The sequence below is a fragment of the Sphingomonas sp. PvP018 genome, assembly GCF_017876865.1.
GTDB classification, from domain to species: Bacteria; Pseudomonadota; Alphaproteobacteria; order Sphingomonadales; family Sphingomonadaceae; genus Sphingomonas; species Sphingomonas aerolata.
In genome coordinates this window covers 3259530-3282238 of record NZ_JAGIOU010000001.1, presented here as the reverse complement: position 1 = coordinate 3282238, position 22709 = coordinate 3259530, and the positions used below count along the sequence as shown (strand labels likewise).

28 protein-coding genes and 2 tRNA genes are annotated in these 22709 nt (G+C 67.0%); 15 read left to right on the top strand and 15 right to left on the bottom strand.

The window, feature by feature from the left end:
• Window positions 1-90: 90 nt before the first annotated feature.
• Both J3A66_RS14660 and J3A66_RS14655 read left to right on the top strand, forming a co-directional pair.
• Window positions 91-459, top strand: a complete 369-nt coding sequence (locus tag J3A66_RS14660) for a hypothetical protein (RefSeq protein ID WP_209569681.1) — start codon at window positions 91-93, stop codon at window positions 457-459.
• Between the two features lie 102 nt (window positions 460-561).
• Window positions 562-1476, top strand: a complete 915-nt coding sequence (locus J3A66_RS14655; protein WP_209569679.1) for an SDR family NAD(P)-dependent oxidoreductase — start codon at window positions 562-564, stop codon at window positions 1474-1476.
• Window positions 1477-1493: 17 nt separating this feature from the next.
• Here J3A66_RS14655 and J3A66_RS14650 read toward each other — a convergent pair whose 3' ends face one another.
• Both J3A66_RS14650 and epsC read right to left on the bottom strand, forming a co-directional pair.
• Complete coding sequence (locus tag J3A66_RS14650; protein WP_031395850.1) at window positions 1494-1838, bottom strand: DUF2794 domain-containing protein; 345 nt, start codon at window positions 1836-1838, stop codon at window positions 1494-1496.
• Between the two features lie 9 nt (window positions 1839-1847).
• Window positions 1848-2579, bottom strand: coding sequence for a serine O-acetyltransferase EpsC (gene epsC / locus J3A66_RS14645; RefSeq protein WP_037527486.1), 732 nt, complete (start codon window positions 2577-2579; stop codon window positions 1848-1850).
• 151 nt (window positions 2580-2730) lie between these two features.
• Between epsC and J3A66_RS14640 the strand changes: the two genes are divergently transcribed.
• The 3 genes from J3A66_RS14640 to J3A66_RS14630 all read left to right on the top strand — a co-directional run bounded on the left by J3A66_RS14640 (window position 2731) and on the right by J3A66_RS14630 (window position 5197).
• Complete coding sequence (locus J3A66_RS14640) at window positions 2731-3648, top strand: LysR substrate-binding domain-containing protein (RefSeq protein ID WP_031441633.1); 918 nt, start codon at window positions 2731-2733, stop codon at window positions 3646-3648.
• A gap of 86 nt (window positions 3649-3734) precedes the next feature.
• Window positions 3735-4382, top strand: a complete 648-nt coding sequence (locus tag J3A66_RS14635) for a fasciclin domain-containing protein (RefSeq protein ID WP_031395847.1) — start codon at window positions 3735-3737, stop codon at window positions 4380-4382.
• A 146-nt stretch (window positions 4383-4528) separates the two neighbouring features.
• The gene (locus J3A66_RS14630; protein WP_209569676.1) at window positions 4529-5197 is read left to right on the top strand and encodes a fasciclin domain-containing protein; all 669 of its coding nucleotides are present in this window, start codon (window positions 4529-4531) and stop codon (window positions 5195-5197) included.
• Between the two features lie 6 nt (window positions 5198-5203).
• Here J3A66_RS14630 and J3A66_RS14625 read toward each other — a convergent pair whose 3' ends face one another.
• Genes J3A66_RS14625 through pgsA form a run of 3 tightly spaced genes read right to left on the bottom strand, consistent with a single transcriptional unit; the run spans window position 5204 to window position 6463 of the window.
• Window positions 5204-5653, bottom strand: a complete 450-nt coding sequence (locus tag J3A66_RS14625) for a molybdenum cofactor biosynthesis protein MoaE (RefSeq protein WP_031441631.1) — start codon at window positions 5651-5653, stop codon at window positions 5204-5206.
• Entirely contained in the window at window positions 5650-5907 is a 258-nt protein-coding gene (moaD, locus tag J3A66_RS14620; RefSeq protein WP_031395844.1) for a molybdopterin converting factor subunit 1, read from the bottom strand. Before moaD ends, J3A66_RS14625 begins: the two co-directional genes overlap by 4 nt.
• A gap of 4 nt (window positions 5908-5911) precedes the next feature.
• Window positions 5912-6463 carry a CDP-diacylglycerol--glycerol-3-phosphate 3-phosphatidyltransferase gene (pgsA, locus tag J3A66_RS14615; protein ID WP_031395843.1) on the bottom strand — a complete coding sequence of 184 codons (552 nt, stop codon included), beginning with the start codon at window positions 6461-6463 and terminating at the stop codon, window positions 5912-5914.
• A 223-nt stretch (window positions 6464-6686) separates the two neighbouring features.
• On the opposite strand from pgsA, the gene J3A66_RS14610 reads away from it, so the two are divergent.
• Complete coding sequence (locus J3A66_RS14610; protein WP_052148897.1) at window positions 6687-8018, top strand: MFS transporter; 1332 nt, start codon at window positions 6687-6689, stop codon at window positions 8016-8018.
• Here the strand turns inward: J3A66_RS14610 and J3A66_RS14605 are convergent.
• The gene (locus J3A66_RS14605; protein WP_209569674.1) at window positions 8008-8175 is read right to left on the bottom strand and encodes a hypothetical protein; all 168 of its coding nucleotides are present in this window, start codon (window positions 8173-8175) and stop codon (window positions 8008-8010) included. The genes J3A66_RS14610 and J3A66_RS14605 overlap by 11 nt on opposite strands.
• 96 nt (window positions 8176-8271) lie before the next feature.
• Between J3A66_RS14605 and J3A66_RS14600 the strand changes: the two genes are divergently transcribed.
• Complete coding sequence (locus J3A66_RS14600; RefSeq protein ID WP_209569672.1) at window positions 8272-8955, top strand: peptidylprolyl isomerase; 684 nt, start codon at window positions 8272-8274, stop codon at window positions 8953-8955.
• 140 nt (window positions 8956-9095) lie between these two features.
• Window positions 9096-10310: a methyl-accepting chemotaxis protein gene (locus J3A66_RS19475; protein WP_209569671.1), complete on the top strand. Its 1215-nt coding sequence runs from the start codon at window positions 9096-9098 to the stop codon at window positions 10308-10310.
• A gap of 88 nt (window positions 10311-10398) precedes the next feature.
• Here J3A66_RS19475 and J3A66_RS14590 read toward each other — a convergent pair.
• Together J3A66_RS14590 and J3A66_RS14585 are read right to left on the bottom strand one after the other, a co-directional pair.
• Window positions 10399-10474 (bottom strand) — tRNA-Ala (locus tag J3A66_RS14590).
• Between the two features lie 82 nt (window positions 10475-10556).
• Window positions 10557-10883, bottom strand: coding sequence for a TIGR02300 family protein (locus J3A66_RS14585; protein WP_031395784.1), 327 nt, complete (start codon window positions 10881-10883; stop codon window positions 10557-10559).
• Between the two features lie 98 nt (window positions 10884-10981).
• On the opposite strand from J3A66_RS14585, the gene aroA reads away from it, so the two are divergent.
• Window positions 10982-12328 (top strand): 3-phosphoshikimate 1-carboxyvinyltransferase, encoded by a 1347-nt coding sequence (gene aroA, locus J3A66_RS14580; protein ID WP_031441627.1) that lies wholly within the window; start codon window positions 10982-10984, stop codon window positions 12326-12328.
• 1 nt (window position 12329) lies between these two features.
• Window positions 12330-12965, top strand: a complete 636-nt coding sequence (gene cmk / locus J3A66_RS14575; protein WP_209569669.1) for a (d)CMP kinase — start codon at window positions 12330-12332, stop codon at window positions 12963-12965.
• Window positions 12966-13205: 240 nt separating this feature from the next.
• Here cmk and J3A66_RS14570 read toward each other — a convergent pair whose 3' ends face one another.
• Window positions 13206-13463, bottom strand: a complete 258-nt coding sequence (locus tag J3A66_RS14570) for a SemiSWEET family transporter (protein WP_031441625.1) — start codon at window positions 13461-13463, stop codon at window positions 13206-13208.
• Between the two features lie 275 nt (window positions 13464-13738).
• Here J3A66_RS14570 and rpsA point away from each other — a divergent pair, with 275 nt between their 5' ends.
• The 5 genes from rpsA to J3A66_RS14545 all read left to right on the top strand — a co-directional run bounded on the left by rpsA (window position 13739) and on the right by J3A66_RS14545 (window position 17900).
• Complete coding sequence (gene rpsA / locus J3A66_RS14565; protein ID WP_031393081.1) at window positions 13739-15457, top strand: 30S ribosomal protein S1; 1719 nt, start codon at window positions 13739-13741, stop codon at window positions 15455-15457.
• Window positions 15458-15585: 128 nt separating this feature from the next.
• Window positions 15586-15867, top strand: coding sequence for an integration host factor subunit beta (locus J3A66_RS14560; RefSeq protein ID WP_031393082.1), 282 nt, complete (start codon window positions 15586-15588; stop codon window positions 15865-15867).
• A gap of 64 nt (window positions 15868-15931) precedes the next feature.
• Window positions 15932-16015, top strand: a tRNA-Leu gene (locus tag J3A66_RS14555).
• Window positions 16016-16110: 95 nt separating this feature from the next.
• A complete protein-coding gene (locus J3A66_RS14550) occupies window positions 16111-17469 on the top strand; it encodes an ABC transporter substrate-binding protein (protein WP_348634060.1) in 1359 nt (452 codons plus the stop codon).
• Window positions 17470-17474: 5 nt separating this feature from the next.
• A complete protein-coding gene (locus tag J3A66_RS14545) occupies window positions 17475-17900 on the top strand; it encodes a DUF4112 domain-containing protein (protein WP_031395950.1) in 426 nt (141 codons plus the stop codon).
• 7 nt (window positions 17901-17907) lie between these two features.
• Here the strand turns inward: J3A66_RS14545 and J3A66_RS14540 are convergent, their stop codons facing one another.
• The 6 genes from J3A66_RS14540 to J3A66_RS14515 form a co-directional block, all read right to left on the bottom strand.
• Window positions 17908-18627 (bottom strand): ribonuclease T, encoded by a 720-nt coding sequence (locus J3A66_RS14540; protein WP_209570529.1) that lies wholly within the window; start codon window positions 18625-18627, stop codon window positions 17908-17910.
• A gap of 5 nt (window positions 18628-18632) precedes the next feature.
• Window positions 18633-19055 carry a hypothetical protein gene (locus J3A66_RS14535; protein WP_031395952.1) on the bottom strand — a complete coding sequence of 141 codons (423 nt, stop codon included), beginning with the start codon at window positions 19053-19055 and terminating at the stop codon, window positions 18633-18635.
• A gap of 80 nt (window positions 19056-19135) precedes the next feature.
• On the bottom strand, window positions 19136-19981 hold the full coding sequence (gene nadC / locus J3A66_RS14530) for a carboxylating nicotinate-nucleotide diphosphorylase (protein WP_209569666.1): 846 nt from the start codon (window positions 19979-19981) through the stop codon (window positions 19136-19138).
• On the bottom strand, window positions 19978-20982 hold the full coding sequence (gene nadA / locus J3A66_RS14525; protein ID WP_037527429.1) for a quinolinate synthase NadA: 1005 nt from the start codon (window positions 20980-20982) through the stop codon (window positions 19978-19980). Before nadA ends, nadC begins: the two co-directional genes overlap by 4 nt.
• Window positions 20983-20996: 14 nt before the next feature.
• A complete protein-coding gene (locus J3A66_RS14520; RefSeq protein WP_192141455.1) occupies window positions 20997-21737 on the bottom strand; it encodes a DUF4230 domain-containing protein in 741 nt (246 codons plus the stop codon).
• Window positions 21722-22573, bottom strand: a complete 852-nt coding sequence (locus J3A66_RS14515; RefSeq protein ID WP_107931418.1) for an MBL fold metallo-hydrolase — start codon at window positions 22571-22573, stop codon at window positions 21722-21724. Before J3A66_RS14515 ends, J3A66_RS14520 begins: the two co-directional genes overlap by 16 nt.
• Window positions 22574-22709: the final 136 nt, after the last annotated feature.

Genomic DNA, 22709 nt, shown 5'->3' with positions numbered 1-22709 from the left:
ATCGGACGCGAAACGAAGGACCCAAGCGGGTTTTAGTGCGTTCAACCGTGGCGCTAACGAATTTGCGCTCCAAGTATTCAGGAGATTCGCATGAAGTCCATTCTTCTCGCCGCTGCAGCGTTGCTCGCCTCGCCCGTGTTCGCGCAGACCGCGCCGCAGACGATGCCGCCAGCAGACCCGGCCGCCCAGACCGCGCCCGCTGATCCGGCAATGGCACCGCCAGCCGCAGATCCCGCCGCTCCCGCCGATCCGGCGATGGCAGCCGATCCTGCAGCGCCTGCGGATCCAGCGATGGCACCGCCGCCGCCCGCAGCGCCCCAGGCTCCGATGGCTGCACCCGGTGGTGCGAACATCGTCTTCGGTCAGCCGACGGTGACGCCGCCGACCCCGGCACCTGCCGAGTACCCAACCTGCTCGCGCACCGTCAAGGACGGCTGCAAGAACCGCGGCGGTAAGTAAGCGATTCGCATCGGTGCGGGCCGTGGCTAACGCCGCGGCTTGCACCGACTGCTTTACGTTCTAGGAAAGGCGCTCCACGATAAGAGAGGGGCGCCTTTTTCCATGTCCGACAGCTTTGGATCCTTCGGTTTTGCTGGCCGCGTCGCGATCGTCACCGGCGCAGGCGGCGGGCTCGGCCGCGAATATGCGCTCGAGCTTGCCCGGCGCGGTGCGAAGGTTGTCGTCAACGATCTCGGCGCCTCGCGCGACGGTACGGGGCAGTCCGATGCCGCGCTGAAGGTCGTCGAGGAGATCGAGGCCGTGGGCGGCGAGGCGATCGCCAATGGCGGCAGCGTCACCGACTATGACCAGATGATCGAGATGGTCGCGCGTGCGTCCGAAAAATGGGGCGGCGTCCATATCCTCATCAACAATGCCGGCGTGCTGCGCGACAAGAGCTTCGCCAAGATGGACCCCGCCGATTTCAACTTCGTCGTCGACGTCCATCTGAACGGCTCGGCCAACGCGACCAAGGCAGTCTGGGACGGGATGCGCGCGCAGAATTACGGCCGCATCCTGATGACCGCGTCATCGACCGGACTGTACGGCAATTTCGGCCAGGCCAACTACGGCGCCGCCAAGCTCGGCCTTGCCGGCCTGACCAAGACGCTCGCGATCGAAGGGGCGAAGAACAACATCCGCGTCAACACGATCGCGCCGACCGCAGGCACGCGGATGACGCAGGACATCTTTCCCGAAGAGGCGTTCAAGGCCTTCTCCCCCGACAAGGTCGCGCCCGGCGCGGTGTTCCTGGTGTCGGAGGATGCCCCGACCAACATGATCCTCGGCGCCGGCGCGGGCGTGTTCCAGGCCGCCTATGTCACGCTGACGCCGGGCGCATTGCTGTCGGGCGACGATCTGTCGGTCGAAGGGGTAGCCGCCAACTGGGCGGCAATTACCGACCGCAACGGCGAGATCGTCCCGCAATCGGGCGCGGACCAGGCGATGACCATATTAGCGAAGCTCCAGCGCGGCTGACCGCCGCGCCGGCGGGCTCAGCTTTCGACGAGCTTCATCAGCCGTCGCTCGACCGGGGCCAGGATCGGGCCAAGGTCATGGCCCCGCTTGATCACCGCCCCGCCTTCGCCGACCAGGGCCCACATGCCCTGGCGGTTGCGAAGCGCGGGGCGTTTCTCGATCCGGAATTCGGGCCGTTCGGCCGCGCGGCGGAAACAGGCGAACACAGCCGCCTCGCGGCCGAGATCGATCGCATAGTCCCGCCAATGCCCCGCCGCGACCATGCGTCCGTAGAGGTCGAGGATCCGCATCAGTTCGAGCCGATCGAAGCCGATCTGGGTGGGGGCGGTATTGCGGGTCGGAAAGGGCGTGACGTTGTTCATCAGGACGGATCAGGCCCGATCGCGCAGATCCTGTTCGACCGGGCCGCGACGGAGCCCGTCGCGATCGGTCGACAGGTCCTGATCGGCGAGCAGCGAGTCCAGACGCTTGCGCATCATCTCCAGCTCACAGCGCATGATCTCCATCTTCTGCGTCGCCGGGTCGAAGGCCTCGGTGCACGGCGTGCCATAGGGCACGAAGCGCGGGGCCTCGGGTGCGGCGCCGCCCTCTACCGTCGTCGCGCGCGCCGGGATGCCGACGACGGTCGTGCCCTCGGGGACGTCGCGCGTCACGACCGCATTAGCGCCGACTCGCGAGCGGCGGCCGAGCGTGATCGGCCCGAGCACCTGCGCGCCCGATCCGATGATCGCACCGTCCGAGATGGTCGGGTGGCGCTTGCCGGCAACGCCATTGTCGGGGCTCGTCCCGCCCAGCGTCACGCATTGATAGATCGTCACGTCGTCGCCGATCAGCGAGGTCTCGCCGATAACGACGAAGCCGTGGTCGATGAAGAAATTGCGGCCGATCGTCGCGCCGGGATGGATGTCGATCGCGGTCAGGAAGCGCGACAAATGATTGACGCACCGCGCGAGGAAGAAATTCTGCCCGCTATACAGCCGGTGTGCGATGCGGTGCATCCCCAGCGCCCAGACGCCGGGGTAGAGCATGATCTCCGCGCGCGAATGCGGCGCCGGGTCACGCGCCCGGATCGAATCGAGATAAGCCCCTAACCGGCTGAACATGCGCATTCCCCTTGGCGGTCCGCTCATTTAGGCGTTCACAGGGGCGATTTCCAGCGGGCGGGGGCAACGCCGTGGCGGACGCCCCGCGCCGACGGCCTCATTATCGACCCGGCATGGACAAACGGGGGTGCACGATCGATATGGGCGATCAATGGCTGCAACCTATCTCCCCACGCTCAAGCAACTACAATATCTCGTCGCGCTGAAGGATCATGGCCATTTCGGCCGTGCTGCCGAGGCCTGTTTCGTGACCCAGTCGACGCTGTCGGCAGGTCTGCGCGAGCTCGAGACGCTGATCGGGGTGGTGCTGGTCGAGCGCACACGCCGCGTCGTCCGCTTCACCCCGCTGGGGGACCGGATCGCGGACAAGGCGCGTCGCGTGCTGCGCGAGGCGGAGGAACTTGGCGACATGGCGCGCGCCGCCGGTCGGCCGCTGTCGGGCGACATGCGGATGAGCGTGATCCCGACGATCGCGCCGTTCATGCTCCCGCGCATCCTGCCGCGGCTGCGACGCGACTATCCGGACCTCAAGCTGTTCCTGCGCGAGGAGCCGAGCGGCGCGGCGTGCGAGGGGCTGCACAACGGCCGCACCGACTGTGTGCTGCTCGCCCTGCCCTATGCGTGCGGCGAAGTCGCGTTCGAGCCCCTGTTCGACGACCGGCTGTTCGTCGCCTTCCCGACCGAGGACGTGCCCGCGGACCGGACCTCGATCCCCGCCTCCGCTATTCCCGCCTCGGCGATCGACGAGACTCGGCTGTTGCTGCTCGAGGACGGGCATTGCCTGAAGGATCATGCGCTCGCCGCGTGCAACCGGCCCGAAATCCGTGCCGAGGCGACGATGATGGGCACGTCGCTGCACACGATCGTGCAGATGGTCGACAACGGCCTGGGCATCACGATGCTGCCTGAGATGGCGCTGAACGCCGGGATCCTCGAAAATACCGGGATCACCGCGCTGCCGCTCGACGCCGAGAACGCGTTTCGCCGGATCGCGCTGGTGTGGCGGAAGGCCTCGCCGCGCGAGAAGGATTTCCAGTTGCTCGCCAAGGCGCTTGCCGACGCCCGCTGACCGGCCGCGCTGGCTCGCACTGCAACGATTTCCGGGCTCAACCGTAGTTGCGGTTCGCAAGCGCCCGTTTGAGGAGATAGATTTCGATGTCGAACATGCGCCCCCTGTATATTGGCCTGGGCACCACGGGTCTCGTCGCGCTAGCGCTCGCCGCCTGCAGCAGCGGCAACAGCGACCTCGGCACGCCGACCGCGCCGCCCCCCGCCAACCCCGCACTGTCGACGCCCAACGGGCCGATCGCCGTCGCCAACCCGACCGTCGGCGGCGTGCCGATGATCGCGACGCGGACGATCGTCGACAATGCCTCCGCCGCACCCAATCTCGCGACGCTGGTTACCGCGCTGAAGGCTGCGGACCTGACCGCGACGCTGTCCGGGACCGGGCCGTTCACCGTTTTCGCACCGACCGACGCAGCGTTCGGCCGGCTCGCGCCCGGCATGGTCCAGACGTTGCTCAAGCCCGAGAACAAGGCATCGCTGGCGAAAGTGCTGACCTATCACGTCGTGCCCGGCGACATCACCGCTGCCGACCTGAAGGCGCGTGTCGCGGCGGGTGGCGGCACCGCCGCACTGACGACGGTCGAAGGTGATGCAATCACGGTGACCCTCGTTGGAGATATCATCGCACTCACCGACGTCAATGGTAACAAAAGTTATATTGAGACCGCCGATGTGCGTCAGTCGAACGGCATTGTTCATGTCGTCAACGGGGTAATCGTACCCCGCTTGTCTTGAGCGAGGTGTGGCAGCGTGCCAACACTTCGTCGCGTCAACGGCGCACTTGGTCCTGTTGGCGCATCCGTAACTTGGCAAACCGCCGCGTGACTCCATACGTTCTATCGCAGAATTTATTTCACGATTGTTTCAGCCAGGAGAAATCCATGATCACCAAGACCCCTCTCGTCCTTGCCGCAACGCTTTTCGCGGCTGCACCGGCGATCGCGCAGACCGCGCCGAGCGGCACGACGCCCGCACAGACCGCGCCAACTGGCACGGCGCCCGCACAGGCCCCAATGCAGGCCCCTGCACAGGCCGGTACCGCCGCACCGATGGCCGGCGCTCCAGCAGCACCCGCCGCGGCACAGCCTGCAGCGACCGCGACGATCGCGGCAGCGCTGCCGACGCTTCCAAACCGCGCGACGCTCGCCAAGCTGGTGACTGCAGCCGGCCTCGGCACGACGCTTGCGGGCCCCGGCCCCTTCACCGTTTTCGCACCGAGCGATGAGGCGTTCACCCGGCTTCCCGCCGGCGCGCTCGATACGCTGATGAAGCCGGAGGCGAAGCCCACGCTGGCGACGATCCTGAAGTATCACGTCGTCGCAGGCGCCGTGACGTCGGATCAGCTGAAGGCGCAGATCACGTCGGGTGGCGGCAAGGCCGTCCTCACGACGCTGGCCGGCCAGCCGCTGACGGCATCGGTGGGTCCGAACGGCAATATCGAACTGACGGACGTTGCCGGCAGCAAGGCCTATGTCGACACGGCAGATGTCAAGGCGACCAACGGTGTCGTCCATCTCACCAACGGCATGAGCGTTCCCAAGATCGGCTAACGCCGTCTAGGAGGTCCAGCGCGCGGCGGCGTCCTTGTCGGCGTCGCGCGCTTCGACCCAGCTGGCCTGTGTGCCGCGGGTCTCGCGTTTCCAGAACGGCGCATCGGTCTTCAACCGATCGATCAGATAGGCACAGGCCTCGAGCGACGCGGCACGGTGTGCGGACGCCGCCGCCACGAAGACGATCCGTTCACCCGGATGCATCGGCCCGACCCGGTGGACGATCGTCACCGCACTCAGCTCCCAGCGCTCGACGGCACCCGTCGCCACCTTGGTGAGCGCAGCCTCTGTCGCACCGGGATAATGTTCCAGTTCGAGCGTCTCGACGCCGTCATCTGCGCGCACGAGACCTGTGAAGGTTGCCACCGCGCCCGCGCCGCGTTCGCCGGCGGTTTCGGCCTGCGTGATCTCTGCAAGCAGGTCGATCGGGGCCGTCTGGACGATGATCCGGATCATCCGCCCGTCACCGGAGGGAAGAGTGCGATCTCGCGCGCGCCGGCGATCGGGGTATCGATCGGCACGAACGCCTGATCCAGGGCGGCGCGCAGCCGGGCGGGATCGGCAAAGGCGGCGGCATGGCCCGGGCTGGACAGCGCCAGCCAGTCCACCAGTTCGGCGATCGTGGTCACCGATGCGGGCGGATCGACACGTTCCTCGCCCGTCCCGATCCGTTCGCGGACCCACGCAAAATACACCATCGTCACCGTCATGCGCTCAATCCATATGCTTCAGGCCGACGCGCAGGTAATCCCAGCCCGTCACCAGCGTCAGGACCGCAGCCCCCCAGAGCGCGGCGAGCCCGACGCCATGTACCCACGGCATGTCGGGCAGCGCGCCCGCGAGGATCAGTCCGCCCAGCGCGACCAGCTGCAGCGTCGTCTTCCATTTCGCAAGCTGCGAGACGGGCACGGACACCTGCACCTGCGCCAGGAATTCGCGCAGGCCCGACACCGCAATCTCGCGGAGCAGGATGACGAGCGCGGCGATCACATGGACGCCCGCAATATCGCGCGTGCCGACCAGGATCAGGATGACCGCCGCGACCATGATCTTGTCCGCGATCGGATCGAGGAAGATCCCGAGGCGTGAGACCGCACCGTTCGACCGCGCGAGATAGCCGTCGAAATAATCGGTGATGCCCATCAGGCAGTAGAGCGCGAAGGCGATGCCGTAGCCGGCCGCCCAGCCGGGCCACCACAGAAAGCCGACGAGAAGGGGTACCGCGACAATGCGCGACAGCGTCAGAAGGTTGGGCAGGGTCCACACCCCGCCTTCCCTACTCCGGTCATGCCCTTGGCGAAACCGGGTTTTACCGATCGGTGCCGACTAATGTGCGGCAAGCGCGGACGCCGGACCGTGGCGCGGGGGCTCGTCCGGATCCCGTACGCGGACACCCGGCCGACGCGGGCGGCGCTAAACCATTGGCCTACCGCCCCCGCTGGGCTAAGGCCGCGGCAGTCTTATTGCCACGATCAGGGCCTTTTCTCGCATGCGCAACGCACTCGGGTTGCTGAAGCAACGACGCTTCCTGCCCCTGTTCACGACACAGTTTCTGGGCGCCTTCAACGACAATCTGTTCAAGACGTCGATGGTGTTGTTCGCGACCTATGCGATCTTCAACGATCCGCGGATGGAGGCGAATTTCAACGCACTCGCCACCGGAATTGCGATCATCCCCTTTTTCCTGCTCTCGGCACTCGCCGGGCAGCTCGCGGACAGCCATGACAAGGCGCGGATCATCCGGCTCGTGAAGAGCGCGGAGATCGGCATCATGGCGCTCGGCGCGGCGGGCCTGATGGTGGCGCGCAGCGGCCATTCGACGATCGGCCTCGGGCTGATGCTCGGGGCGGTACTGTGCCTGGGGGTGCATTCGACGTTCTTCGGGCCGATCAAATACGCGATCCTGCCGCAGCATCTGCCGCCATGCGACGTGCTCGGCGGCACCGGGCTGGTCGAGGCCGGCACCTATCTGGCGATCCTGATGGGGACGATCACCGCCGGGTTCATGACCGATCATATCGAGCGCGCGGCGATCGCGGTTCTGGCGATCGCGGTGATCGGCTGGTTCGCGGGTCGCCAGGTGCCGCCGGCACCGCGCGAGGGCCCGCCGCTGGTGCTCAACTACAACCCGTTCACCGCGTCGTGGCGGCTGATCAGCGCGACGATGCACATCCCGCGGCTGTTCCTGGCGATCTGCGCGATCAGCTTCTTCTGGACGATCGGGGCGGTGCTGATCGTGATCTTCCCGCCGCTGGTCAAGAACGTGCTGACCGCGGACGAGCGGGTCGCGAGCTTCGTGATCGCGGTGTTCTCGATCGGCGTCGCGATCGGTTCGGTGGTGATCAACACGATGCTCAAGGGCCGGATCTCGGCGCGCTACGCACCCGCCTCGGTGATCGCGATGGGCGTGTTCGTCCTTATCTTCTCGGTCCTGGTACGGACCTGGACGCCGGCGGCGCCGGGCCATTTCTACGACTGGGCCGGGTTCCTCGCACAGCCGCGCGCTTGGCCGGTGCTAGGCACGCTGATGATGATTGCGATCACCGGCGGCATGTTCGTCGTCCCGCTCTACGCTTTTCTAACGACGACGGTCGAAAAGGATCAGACCGCGCGGACGGTGGCGGCGAACAACGTCGTCAATTCGGGCGCGATGACGATCGGGTCGATCGCGGTCATCGGCATCACGATGGCGGGCGTGACGCCCGAAGACCTGCTCTTCCTGGTCGCCGGCATGTGCCTAGTATCCGCCTGGATCGCGCAGAAGCTGCACCGCGCCTGCGACGACGATGCCGAAACCTGCCTGCCCGTGATCAGAAAATGAAGCTGTAGAAGCAGGTGAAGAAGGCCGCGAAGCTCAGCACGAACAGCTTGACGTCCTGATCGTCGCGCCCGCCCGACGCTGCGATCACGGGCGGGGGCAGCGTCCGTCGAAACGGGTGGCGCGCGGCTTCGTTGGTCAGGACTAGGCGTCGGGTCATGGCGACCGGTTAACGCGGTGTTTACCTTTTCGACCAGCGACAAAATCGTCCCGTTTTAACCCGTCCGCGAATGGGACAGAATTCAGGAGTTTCGACATGCTGCGATACGCCGTCCTCGCCACCCTGATGGCAAGCGCCCCGCTCGCCGCACAGGGCGTGCCACCCGTGCCAGCCCCTGCCACCGCGCCTGCCACCGCGCCCGCAGATGCGTCGCCACCGGTGCCCGCTGCGACGCCGCGCCCCGCGACCATCGGCGTGACGCTGACCACCAGCCTCGGCCCGATCGTGCTCGAACTCGAGAAAGAGCGCGCCAAGATCACCACCGCGAATTTCCTGCGCTATGTCGACGCGCGCAAGCTCGACGGCACGACCTTCTATCGCGCGCTGCGGCTGGGGCCGGATACGGGGCTGATCCAGGGCGGGATCGAGGGCGATCCCAAGCGCGCCTTCCCGCCGATCGCGCACGAGCCGACCAGCAAGACCGGCGTGCTCCACACCGACGGCACGATTTCGCTCGCACGGCTGGCGCCGGGGAGCGGGCGCGCCGACGTGTTCATCACCGTCGGCGCGATCCCCTTCCTCGACGCGCATCCCGAGAAGCCGGGCGACAATACGGGCTTTGCCGCGTTCGGGCACGTCGTCCAGGGCATGGACATCGTCCGCGGCATCCTTGCCGCGCCTACCTCGCCGACCAAGGGCGAAGGCGTGATGAAGGGCCAGATGATCGCCGCGCCGATCCGCATCCTGACCGCCCGGCGGACCGCGCCCGCGACACGGTGACGCCCGTCGTAAAGGGTAACAGATCGGGGTTAAGTAACGGACTTAAAACCATTTTGGGCTAGTCCGCGGTGATGCAGACGCGACATGCCGTAATCCCCCGCCCCTTGCCAGCGGTGGAAGCCGCGCCAGGCACCGGATCGATGCCCCCCGACGTCTTGCTGGCGATTGCGATGACCGCGGTCGCCGACGGCGTCGTGGTCTTCGACGCGGCGGAGCGGATCGCGCTGGTCAATCCGCGCGTGGCGGCGCTGTTCCGCTTCGACCCGGACCGCGTCATGATCGGCATGGACATGGCGAGCTTTCTCGGAGTCGTTGGCACCGCCGTCGGCTGGTCCGCGGCACGGATCGCGACGGTGGTCGACAATCACCGTCGCTGGCAGGCCCAGCAGGAAAGCGTCGATATCGATCATCATTTCGACGACGGGACGATCCTGCATATCAACTTCGCCCCGCTGCCCGGGCACGGCGCGGTGATCACCTACCGCGACGTCACGGTCGAGCGACGGCTAACCGACGTCGTCGCGGCGCAAGCCGCGCAGGCGGAACGCTTCCGCAAGGAGATCGCCACCGTCGTCACCGAAGCCGATGCCGCGGCAGCGGAGGGCCAGGCGATGGGCCGCGCGGGCGAAGCCGAACTCGAACTGATCGTCCGCGATTTGGGCGACGTCGTCGTCGCCGCGCAGCAATCCACCGCCGCGATGCAGGATGCCGCGCAGACCTCGGCGATGATGGCCGGCATGATCGACACGGTCGTCGACCAGGTCCGCCACACCAGCAGCGCCGCCAGCGGCGCGATGGCGCATGCGCACGAGACGGTCGCCCTGTCGCAAGGGCTGTCGGACCGTGCCGGATCGATCGGCTCGATCCTCGACATCATCCGCGCGGTCGCCCGGCAGACTAGCCTCGTCGCGCTCAACGCCGCGATCGAGGCGGCGCGCAGCGGAGAGGCCGGGCGCGGCTTCGCGGTGGTCGCAGCCGAGGTGAAGACGCTTGCCACGCAGACGTCCGATGCGGTCGCACGGATCGAGCCGCAGATCTCGGCGATGCAGATCGCGACGCGCGACGTCGTCGCCGCGAATCGCGCGATCGCGCACGACATCGCCGATATCCAGGCCCGCGCGGTCATCGTGACCGACACCGCACACAATCAGAACGAGCGGATCCTCGCGATCACCGCCGCGATCGACGAAACCGCGCTCACCGCACGCGCGATGACCGACAGCGTCGAGCATCTCGAAGTCCGAAACCAGCGCTTCATCAGCCTGGCCCGGCGGATCGGCCAGCAGCTCGAATCCGTCCACGCCCTGACCCATGGTCTCAGCGTCGCCACCGAGACCTTCCAGGCGACCTATTGAGGCCTGTGACGGCACAACGGCGTTACGACCCGCTGCGGGGTGTCCATCACAAATATGGGACCGCGACCGCGTCGCGTATCAACGAGAATGGTGGAGCCGAGGGGGATCGAACCCCTGACCTTTCGCATGCCATGCGAACGCTCTCCCAGCTGAGCTACGGCCCCATTCCCGTTGGGAGGCGGCTCACTAACCGGAGCCGCCCGGGTTGGCAAGCGGCGTAAACGCCGCCTGCCAAATTTCTTTATCTCAACGCTCGTGCTCGTCCTGCGGCGTCTCGACGCCGAGGTCGTCGTCACCGCCCAGATCGACTTCGTCGTCCGCGGACGGCTCTTCGTCCTCGCCGGTGATCGAGGCGATATCCTCTTCCTCGTCACCCTCGAGATCCGCGTCGGGCTTCTTGGTGTCGGGCTTGGCGACCTCGAACGGCAGCGGCTGCTTCGACTTCAGGATCGGCTCGGGCTCCCACGCATACCCGCATTCGATGCAGGTGACGGGGTCGGCCTTTTCGAGGTCGTAGAAACGCGTCGCGCATTTCGGACACGAACGCTTCGTGCCCCATTCCGGCTTGATCATGCCGATAGAACCTTTCGAATGGATAGATTGTGGGGGATGCCCCCGCAAAGTGGGCGCGCCTTGCCATAGCGCAAGGCCACTGTCAAAAGCCCGGCCCCATGACACACCCCCTCCCCCAACCGCTGGACGTCGTCGCGCGCGGTCCGTTGACCGGTTCGATCGCGGTCCCCGGCGACAAGTCGATCAGCCACCGCGCGCTGATGTTCGCGAGCCTCGCGGTCGGGACCAGCCGGATCACCGGCCTGCTGGAGGGCGAGGACGTGCTCGCCACCGCGGCGGCGATGCGCGCGATGGGCGCGACGATCGAGCGGCAGGACGACGGCATCTGGGTCGTCGACGGCGTCGGTGTCGGCGGGCTGCTCCAGCCCGAGACCGCGCTGGAGATGGGCAATTCGGGCACCTCGACGCGGCTGCTGATGGGGCTGGTGTCGAGCCACCCGATCACCTGCACCTTCACCGGTGACGCCTCGCTGTCGGGACGGCCGATGGGCCGCGTGATCGAGCCGCTGTCGCAGATGGGCGCGGACATCACCGCGTCGCCCGGCGGCAAGCTGCCGCTGATGGTGCGCGGGATCTGCCCCGCGGTGCCGATCACCTACACGTTGCCGGTCGCGTCGGCGCAGGTGAAGTCGGCGATCCTGCTGGCGGGGCTCAACACGCCCGGCATCACCACGGTGATCGAGCCGGTCGCGACGCGCGATCACAGCGAGCGGATGCTGACCGGGTTCGGCGCGCAGCTGACCGTCGAGGAAACGGACCAAGGCCGCGTGATCTCGATCACCGGCGAGGCGGAGCTGACCCCGCAGGATATCGTCGTGCCGGGCGATCCGTCGTCCTCAGCCTTCTGGCTGGTCGCGGCGTCGATCGTGCCGGGGTCGGACATCGTCGTGCGCAATGTCGGGCTGAACCCGACACGGATCGGCATCGTCACGGCGCTGCGCATGATGGGCGCGGACATCACCGAGCTCGATCCGCGGACCGTCGGCGGCGAGCCCGTCGCCGACCTGCGCGTCCGCCATGCCGCGCTGACCGCGATCGAGGTGCCGGCCGATCTCGCGCCGAGCATGATCGACGAATATCCGGTGCTGTTCGTCGCCGCGGCGTTTGCGTCCGGCACGACCGTCGCCAGGGGCGCGCACGAGCTGCGGGTGAAGGAATCGGACCGGATCACGACGATGCGGATCGCGCTCGAGGCGTGCGGCGTGACGTGCGAGGAATTCGAAGACGGCATGGCGATCACGGGTTCGGGCGGGGCGGCGATTCGCGGTGGCGCTCGGGTCGCCTCGAAACTCGATCATCGCATCGCAATGAGCATGGTGGTGGCTGGACTTGGCAGCGCCGAGCCCATCACGATCGACGACATATCGCCGGTGGCGACGAGCTATCCCGTGTTCTTCCGGTCGCTCGACGAATTAACGGGTCGGGCGACCGGCCAGGGGAATTAAGATGATCATCGCAGTCGACGGTCCGGCGGCATCGGGCAAGGGCACGATCGCGCGCGCCCTGGCGAAGCATTACGGCCTCCCCTATCTCGATACCGGCTTGCTCTACCGCGCGGTCGCGCTGAACGTGGCGCGGATGGGGCTGGACCCCGAACAGGAAGCCGATGCGGTTGCCGCATGCGACTTCGACGATGCGGTGATGACGGACCCGGCGCTGCGCGACGACGATGTCGGGGCGATGGCCTCGATCGTGTCCGCACATCCGCTGGTCCGCGCGGCGCTGATGCAGCGGCAGAAGCGGTTTGCCGCGCAGGCGGGTGGCGCGATCCTCGACGGGCGCGATATCGGCACGGTCATCGCGCCCGATGCGGATGCCAAGCTGTTCGTGAAGGCGACCCCGAACATCCGCGCGCAGCGGCGCCATGCGGAACTGCAAGCACGTGGCGGCACGGCGAGCAAGGACCGCGTGCTGGCGGACATCCGGGCGCGGGATGCGCGCGACAGCGGCCGCTCGATCGCACCGCTGGTGATGGCGGCGGACGCGGCGTTGCTCGATACGAGCTTCCTGTCGATCGAAGCGTCGGTGCAGCGCGCGGTGGCGCTGGTCGAGGCGCAGCGCGCGAAGAAGGCATCGGGTTAGGCCTTTGGCTTCCCGCGGACGGTAACACCACCCCGGCGGAGGCCGGGGCCCAGTTGGAAAGGTCGCAGTAACGAAGCGCTGCACTCAGTCAGCGATGCCCCCCAACTGGGCCCCGGCCTTCGCCGGGGTGGCTTTTGGTTGGGCTAGTGTACCGTAAAACAACGCTGTTTCCCCGCGAAGGCGGGGACCCAGACTAGGCTCCCGCCTTTGCGGGAGAACAAGGAGGCGCTCAGACGCCCGTTACAAAGCCGTCGCCAGCGTAATCGCCCCCAGCACCACCCCCGGGAAGTTCGCCACCGCGATCGGCCAGTCGCGCTTCGGCTTCAGCACGCCATACGCCACCCACAGCCCGCAATTGACCATCGTTGCGAACGGCTGGACCACCGATCCCTTCTGACCGGCCAGGTTCAGCATGATCTGGTCGATATACGACAGGTACATCACGATCGCCGTCGCCGTGGCGATCCAGCCCAGCACGAGAATGCCGCGTTCGCTCAAATCTTCGCTCCTGTTGTGAGCCGCCCCTAACGCTGCAGCGGCGAACTTGCTCCGAGACGGGGTTTCCGCTACACAGGAGCGTCCGGCGAGCGATGCTCGTGGAGGAAGGCGCGGAGACCTTTGAGTCTCACGCGCCGTTTTCGCATTCAGCGTCTACATCCTCTGCGCCTCGTGCCGTCCGGATGCCGTGCCGGCGTTCGGTCGTCGCGGCAACGAAGGCCAAGACCAGCGGATCCAACCGCTTGGCCGGAAACAGACTAGGATTACTGAATTCTATGGCAACCCAGGTAATGCCGTCGCGCGACGATTTCGCCGCGATGCTGAACGAGACGCTCGGCGACGCCGACAGCTTCGAGGGCCGCGTGGTGCATGGCACCGTGACCGGCATCGAGAACGACATGGCCGTCATCGACGTCGGTCTGAAGTCGGAAGGCCGCGTGCCGCTTCGCGAATTCGCAGCGCCGGGCCAGAAGGCTGACCTGAAGGTCGGCGACGAAGTCGAAGTCTATGTCGACCGCGTCGAGAACGTCCATGGCGAAGCGATGCTCAGCCGCGATCGTGCGCGCCGCGAAGCCGCATGGGACAAGCTGGAAACCGAATTCTCGAAGACGACCCGCGTCGAGGGCGTGATCTTCGGCCGCGTGAAGGGTGGCTTCACCGTCGACCTGAACGGCGCCGTCGCGTTCCTGCCGGGCTCGCAGGTCGATATCCGCCCGGTGCGCGATGTCACCCCGCTGATGGACATCCCCCAGCCGTTCCAGATCCTGAAGATGGACCGCAAGCGCGGCAACATCGTCGTGTCGCGTCGCGCGGTTCTCGAAGAGACGCGCGCAGAGCAGCGTTCGGGCCTGATCCTCAGCCTGGCCGAGGGCCAGATCATCGACGGCGTCGTCAAGAACATCACCGATTACGGTGCGTTCGTTGACCTCGGCGGCATTGATGGCCTGCTGCACGTCACCGATCTCAGCTACAAGCGCGTCGGTCACCCGAGCGAAGTCCTGAACATCGGCGACACCGTCAAGGTGCAGATCATCCGCATCAACAAGGACACCCAGCGCATCAGCCTCGGCATGAAGCAGCTGGAGAGCGATCCCTGGGATGGCGCGATGGTCAAGTATCCGGTCGGCGCAAAGCTCACCGGCCGCGTCACGAACATCACCGAATATGGTGCGTTCGTCGAGCTGGAAGCGGGCATCGAAGGCCTGGTCCACGTGTCGGAAATGTCCTGGACCAAGAAGAACGTCCATCCGGGCAAGATCGTGTCGACCTCGCAGGAAGTCGACGTCATGGTCCTCGAAGTCGATTCCGAGAAGCGTCGCATCTCGCTCGGCCTCAAGCAGGCTCAGGCCAATCCGTGGGAGGCCTTCGCGGCCGCGCATCCGATCGGCTCGACCGTTGAGGGCGAAGTCAAGAACGCGACCGAATTCGGTCTGTTCATCGGCCTCGACAACGACGTCGACGGCATGGTCCACATGTCCGACATCGCCTGGGGCGTTTCGGGCGAGGACGCGCTCAACCTGCACCGCAAGGGTGAGACCGTCGAGGCCGTTGTGCTCGACATCGACGCCGAGAAGGAGCGTATCTCGCTCGGCATGAAGCAGCTTGAGCGTGGCGGGCCTTCGGCCGGCGGCATCGCAGCAGCAGGCGACAAGTTGAACAAGAACGCGATCGTCACGGTCACCGTTCTCGAAGTCCGCGACGCGGGTCTCGAAGTTCAGCAGGGCGACGATGGCGCGACCGGCTTCATCAAGCGCACGGATCTGGGTCGCGATCGCGACGAGCAGCGTCCGGAGCGTTTCCAGGTCGGCCAGAAGTTCGACGCGATGGTGACGGGCTTCGATCGTTCGAAGAAGCCGACCTTCTCGATCAAGGCGATGCAGATCTCCGAAGAGAAGCAGGCTGTCGCTCAGTATGGTTCGTCGGACTCCGGCGCGACCCTCGGCAACATCCTGGGCGAGGCTCTCAAGGCCCGCACGGAAGCCGAAAAGAAGTAAGCGAATTGGGACCGGGATGCTCGATGCATTTCGGTCCCTTTTGCTTTTGGCTTGAAACTCATTTGGTGCTATCGCCCCAATTACTGACCTAAATCAGTATTATCACATATGGGCGGGGGCTCGTTACCATGATCAGATCTGAGCTTGTTCAAAAACTGACCGATGCGCATCCGGATCTGGAGCCGCGCGAGGTCGAATTGATCGTCTCGTGTTTCTTCGACGAGATATCGAAGCGGCTGGCCGCCGACGGCCGGGTCGAACTGCGCGGCTTCGGCGCATTTTCCACGCGCGCGCGCGATGCGCGGACGGGACGCAATCCCCGGACCGGCGAAGTCGTCGCCGTCGACGCCAAGCGCGTCCCCTATTTCAAGCCCGGCAAGGAAATGCGCTCGCGTCTTAACGTCGATTGAGCGGCACCTGCGGGTCCAACATGGGTTGACCCTGCGCTCGACCTCGTCTTTCTGACTCCCGTGTGCGGACGTGGCGAAACCGGTAGACGCAGGAGACTTAAAATCTCCCTCCCTTGGAGTGCGGGTTCGAGTCCCGCCGTCCGCACCATTACGCTTGCCTGTGCCGCCGCGCTGCTCTTCGCACCGGCGGCCTGCAACAGGCGCCGCGACTCGGGCGCGGTCGTCGTCAGCGCGATCGGTGGGGTGCCTGCTGCCGCGGATGCCCGCCGGGGCCCGATCGACCTCCCCTCGCGCCTGCTGATCGATTCGACGGCGCAGGGGTTGGTCCGGTTCGATGCTGCCGGCCAGATCGAGCCTGGCCTCGCCGAACGCTGGATCGTCATCGATGATGGCATGAGCTATATTTTCCGCCTGCGCGAAGCCACGTGGAGCGACGGTGGCCGCATCACCGCGGACCAGATCGTCGCGATGCTCAAACGCCAGATCGTGCCGGCATCGCGCAATCCGCTCGCCCCTTTTCTCAGCGCGGTCGACGAGATCGTCGTGATGACGCCGCAGGTGATCGAGGTCCGGTTGTCGCGGCCGCGTCCCGACCTGCTCAAGCTGTTCGCTCAGCCCGAACTCGCGCTGCTGCGTCTGCGCCCGCCCGGCGGCAGCGGCCCGTTCCGCATCGCCCAGCCCGGCGCCGCGCCGCTGTTGCGCCCGGTTTATGATCTCAACCGCGCCGACCCCGAAGACCAGCTCGAGATGCAGCCAGAGCGTGATGTCCGTCTGATCGGCGAGCGCGCCGCGCGGGCGATCGCGCGGTTTGCGCATCGCGACTCGGACCTGGTCAGCGGCGGCAGCTTCGCCGACTGGCCGCTTCTCGCGACGGCCGATATCGCCCCCGCCGCGATCCGGGTCGACCCCGCGGTCGGGTTGTTCGGACTCGCGATCGTCTCGCGGACGGGCTTCCTTGCCGAGGCAGCGAACCGCGCGGCGATCTCGCAGGCGATCGATCGCACCGCGCTGACCACCGCGATCGCCCCCAATTGGGAGGCTGCGGACCGCATCCTCGCCGAACCGCTCGACTCCGCCGGGCTCCCGCAGGTGCCGTCATGGACGCTGCTGAACCAGGACGAGCGCCGCGCAGGTGCCCGGTTACGCGTCGCGACGTGGCGCGAGCAGGCGCAGAGCGGGCCGATCGCGATGCGGATCGCGCTGCCCGCCGGATCGGGCGCGACGATCCTCTACGCGCATGTCGCCGCCGCCCTGCTCCGGATCGGCATCCTGCCCGAGCGCGTCGCGATCGACGCCCCCGCCGATCTGCGGCTGATCGACCTGGTGGCGCCCTATGATAGCGCGCGCTGGTATCTGGCGAACGCGTGCATCGTCTGCAGCGCCCCCGCGCAGGCGGCACTCGACGCGGCGCGTGCGGCACCGACGCTCGCCGAACGCAGCCAGCGGATTGCGGCCGCCGATGCCGCGCTGAACGAGGACGTGCCCTTCATCCCGCTCGCACGGCCGCTCCGCTGGTCGCTGGTAGCGACGCGGCTGCAACAATGGCAGCCGAACAGCCGCGCGTGGCACCCGTTGAACAGGCTTCGTCCCGACACCAAGTGAGTCGCATGACCAACAATGCCACTCGCATCGATCCCGCCACGCTGGCCAGCAGCTTCGCGATCGGTCAGGACCCGGCCTCGGTCCGCGCCCGGGTCGAGGCGCTGGAGCGCATTCTCGAACGCGCGTTCATGGTCCCCGGGATCAACCGCCCGATCGGGCTCGACGCGATCGTCGGGCTCATTCCCGTCGTCGGCGACCTGATCGGTGCGCTGATGGGAAGCTGGCTCGTCTGGGAAGCGCGCAACCTCGGCATGTCGAAGTTCCAGCTCGCCCGGATGATGGGCAATGTCGGGTTCGACGCAGCGCTCGGGCTGGTGCCGTTCGTAGGCGACGCCGCGGATTTCATGTTCCGATCGAACACGCGCAACCTGCGGATCATCAAGCGTCACCTCGACAAGCACCACCCCTCGACCGTCACGCTGGCCGGCTGAGTGCCGGTCAGCCCTCGCCGCGCCAGATCCTGATGGGCGTGCCCTGCGTGACCCCGCCTGCGTGCGCGGGGCAGCGCTTGTAGCGGAAGGCGGTGTCGAGACAGATCCAGAGCTCGTCGAGCCAGCCCTGCTTGGTCGTCGTGACGCGCATCATGGCCGCGTTAAGGCCGGGATTGGCCTTCGCCATCGCCGTGGCGAACTGCCCGGCGGTCAGCGGGCTTCGCGACAGGGTGTCCATGTCGGGATAGCGCAGCTTGGCGTAGAGGCTGCTCGACTGGCGGAAATATCGTGCGGGCTGATAGCCCGGCATGCAGGTCCCGTGCTTGGCCCATTCATGCTGGATCAGCTGCGCCGACGGCGTCGTGCAGAGCTGGCGCTTGATCACTGCCTGCGGGACGATCGCGGTCGCGCGACAATATTGTGGCCAGGTCTTGCCTGTGCCGTCGGGCCACAGGCCGTGGAGCGTGAAGCCGAACCGGTTGCCCGCCCCGCACTGGAATCGCGCGCTCGGCTGGTCGCCTTTCTCGCGGCAATATTGCGGGGCCCAGGTGATGGCGAGCGTATAGCTGGCGATCGGCAGGATCCGCGCGGGTTCGCGCGCGGACGGCAGGTCGGGGCGGACGCGGTCGGTGCCGCCGATGGGCGCCGAACAGCTATAGGCCTGCGCCGCGGCGATACCCGGTGCCGACAGCCCCGCGACGATCATCATGCCCGCGAGCCGGTTCATCCGTGTCATGCCTCGATCTCCTCCTCGGCATCGTCGTCGATGCCGCGGTCCGCGACCTCGTCGAACCAGGCGCGCGCTCGGGGCCGGAACAGCAGGACGATCGGCAGGATCGTCAGCACGAGCTGCGCGATCGTCAGCATCCCGATCAGCCCTGTCGCAAGCACCCCCGTCGCGACCTGCAGCATCACCCCAGCGGCGCCGAGTACCGTCAGCGCGACGAGCAGCCACAGGGCAACCCGGCTACCCCTGCGCGTCGTAAGGATCAGCAGCAGCAGCGACAGTCCGACGCCGAACGCCGTCACCCCTGCCGCCAGTGCAAAGCCGCCCTGCGCGACCGCGGCATCCCAGGTCAGCACGCTGACCGCGATCAGCAGACCGATCGAGGCGAGATACAGCCATTCGGCCAATACAACGGATTTGGGACGCATCTTCACCCTGTTCATTTCGCGATCATGTCGTGGCGGCACGATACCGCGTCTCTACCCACGCGCCAGTCCCCGCGCGCCAATCAAAGCGTCGCGAAATCGAGCCCGATATCGGCGGCGGGCGCGGACTGGGTCAGCCGTCCGACCGAGACATAGGTGACCCCGCTCTCGGCGATCGCGCGGATCGTGTCGAGCGACACGCCGCCCGATGCTTCGGTCGGCACGCGGCCATCGACCAGCGCGACCGCACCGCGGAGAATCTCGGGTGGCATGTTGTCGAGCAGCAGATGCGTTGCCCCCGCCGCCAGCGCGGGCTCGATCTGGTCGACACGGTCGACCTCGACGATGATCTGCGCGATGCCCGCATCCCTCGCCCGACGCACCGCCTCGCCGACGTCGCCGGCGACCGCGACGTGATTGTCCTTGATCATCGCCGCATCCCACAGCCCCATGCGGTGGTTCTGCGCACCACCCATGCGCGTCGCGTATTTCTCCAGCACGCGCAGGCCCGGGATGGTCTTGCGCGTGTCGAGCAGGATGGCGCCGGTGCCCTGCATCTGATCGACATAGGCCCGCGTCATCGTCGCCACACCCGACAGGTGCTGGACGGTGTTCAGCGCGGACCGCTCGGCGGTCAGCATCGCGCGCGCGCGGCCCTCGATCCGCATCAGCTCGGTACCCGCAGCGACCGTCTGCCCGTCCTCCACGAGATGCTCGATCCGGACCTCGGGATCGAGCGCGCGGAAGAACGCATCGGCCAGGGCGAGACCGGCGACGGTGATCGCGTCGCGGCTGTCCATCACCCCGGCAAAGCGCGCCTCGGCGGGGATCACCGCCGCAGAGGTAATGTCGCCGATCGTCCCCAGATCCTCGGCCAGCGTCGCAGCGACGAACCTATCGATGTCGAAGCCCGCCAGCGCTGCGCTCACGAACGCGTTCCGCTCGTCTGCGCCGGGCCGAGATCGCCCATCCCGACGGTGCCCGAGGCCATCGCCAGCATCGCATCGAGGCTCTTCTTCGCCTGGAGCCGCAGCCCCTCCTCGATCTCGATCCGCGGCGACAGGTCGCGCAGCGCGACGTACAGCTTCTCCATCGTGTTGAGCGCCATGTACGGGCAGATGTTGCAGTTGCAGTTACCGTCGGCGCCGGGCGCACCGATGAACCGCTTGTTCGGCAACGCCTTTTCCATCTGGTGGATGATGTGCGGCTCGGTCGCGACGATCAGCGTGTCGCCCGGCATCGCGATCGCATAGTCGAGGATGCCGCGCGTCGACCCGATATAATCGGCATGGTCGAGGATGATCGGCGGGCATTCGGGATGCGCGACGATCGGCGCGCCCGGATTGGCGGCCTTGAGCTTGAGCAGCTCGCTTTCGCTGAACGCCTCGTGGACGATGCACACGCCCGGCCACAACAGCATCTCGCGCCCGGTCTTGCGCACCAGATAGCCGCCGAGATTGCGGTCCGGCCCGAAGATGATCTTCTGGTCGGCGGGCAGCTGCGACAGGATCTTTTCGGCCGACGAGGACGTCACGATGATGTCGGACAGCGCCTTCACCTCGGTCGAGCAGTTGATGTAGGTCAGTGCGATGTGATCGGGATGCTTCGCGCGAAACGCGGCGAACTGTTCGGGGGGACAGCTGTCCTCGAGGCTGCAGCCGGCATCCATGTCAGGCAGGACGACGATCTTGTCGGGCGACAGGATCTTGGCGGTCTCCGCCATGAACCGCACGCCGCAGAACGCGATGACATCCGCCTCGGTCGCCGCCGCCTTGCGCGACAGATCAAGGCTGTCGCCGACGAAATCGGCAATGTCCTGCAATTCGGGCTTCTGGTAATAATGCGCGAGGATGATCGCGTTCTTCTCCTTGCGGAGCCGCTCGATCTCGCCGCGAATGTCGATGCCCGCAAAATTCTGGTGGAGTTCCATTGTCGTATCCCGGTTTAGTTGCGGTTCCCTAGCACGTCCTGCAGCGAACGCGACGTATCCCATCGCTCGGTCGAAGCCTGCGCTTCGTCGGCGAAGCGCACGCTGACGGTCGCATCCACCCCCGCCGCGCGCAGCGGCATCGCGAAGCTCCGCTCGACCGCACGCCGCGTCGCGTCGCGCGCCAGCCGGATCATCGCGGGCTCGCGCGCCTGGCGGACCAGTTCGATCTGGCCCGCGCGCCGGTTGGCGGTATCGAGCCGCTTCTCCGCATCGGTCAGCGTCGCCAGAACACCGCCCGAACCATATTCGCGCAGCGCATTGAGGTCGATCTGCGGCCCCTCCACCTCGACCGGCGGCAATCGCACCGCGAGCGTCCGCGTCGCGGCATCCCAGGCGACGTCGCGCTGCGACAGCTTGCCAAGGTCGACCTCATAGCGGACCATCCCCGGCATGATCAGCGTCTTCTCGGTGGTGAAGCCCAGTTGCGACTGGCGCGACGTCACCACCGCGACGAACCTGGCGGCAAAGGTCGACAGCCGATTCTGTTCGCGCAGCCCCTCCAGGCTGGCGCTCGCGATCGTCGTCGGGTCGGGCGCCAGCCGGCTCTGCACGTAACGCTGCACGCCCCACAGCGCGATCAGCGCGGCCAGCGCGAGCAGCACCAACACCCCCGCCGCCTTGGCCAGGAACGACCCGACCCCGCCACGCCGCGCAGTGTCCGTGCCGCGGCTGTCCTCGTTCACGCCATCCGCCATGCACCATCCCCTTCCGTCTCGCCGACCAGCCCGCGACCGCGCAGGTCGTACAGATGCGCCAGCACCGATCCCTCGGCGCCCGGCACCAGCCGCGGATCGAGCCCGACATACATGCGCTCGACCAGCGCTGCGACACCCCGCGGCGCCTCGCGCAGCAGACGGAGGATTTGCCCCTCGCGCTGCTTGCGGTGGCCGAGCATCCCGCGCACCAGCCGCTGCGGCCGCTCGATCGCCTCGCCATGCCCCGGATAATAGACCCGGTCGTCGCGACCCAGCAGCCGCTCGAGGCTCGCCATATAGTCGGTCATGTCGCCATCGGGCGGCACGACCACGCTGGTCGACCAGCCCATGACGTGATCGCCCGAGAACAGCGCCCCGCTCTCGCGCAGGGCGAAGGCAAGATGGTTCGACGTATGCCCCGGCGTCGCGATCGCCTCGAGCGTCCAGCCCGCCGCGCCGACCGTCTCACCGTCCGCCAGCACGCGATCGGGTGCATAGAGCGCGTCGAACGAACTATTGGCCGCGACACCGGGCGCGAACGCGGCGGCGCCGACGATCGGCGCGCCGGTCGCGGCCTGCAACGGGCGCGTCGCCGGACTATGGTCGCGGTGATGATGCGTGACGACGATCGCGGCGACGGGGCGGCCATCGATCACGCGCAGCAAGGCATCGAGATGCGCGGGATCGTCGGGCCCGGGATCGATCACCGCCAGCGCGGTCGTTCCGACGATATACGTCTGCGTGCCAGTGAAGGTATAGGGCGACGCGTTCGGCGCGAGCACGCGGACGACGAGCGGCTCGAGCTGGATCGGGATGCCGGTCGGATGCTCAGCCATGCCCCCGAAATGGCGGCTGGCGGCGCGCATGGCAAGACCCGAACCCGAGACCCCGCCGCCCGACCCTGTGATACCACCCCGATCCCGTCATCAGGACGAAAGTCAGGATCCAGGGCCGCAGGCACCCCACCCACCC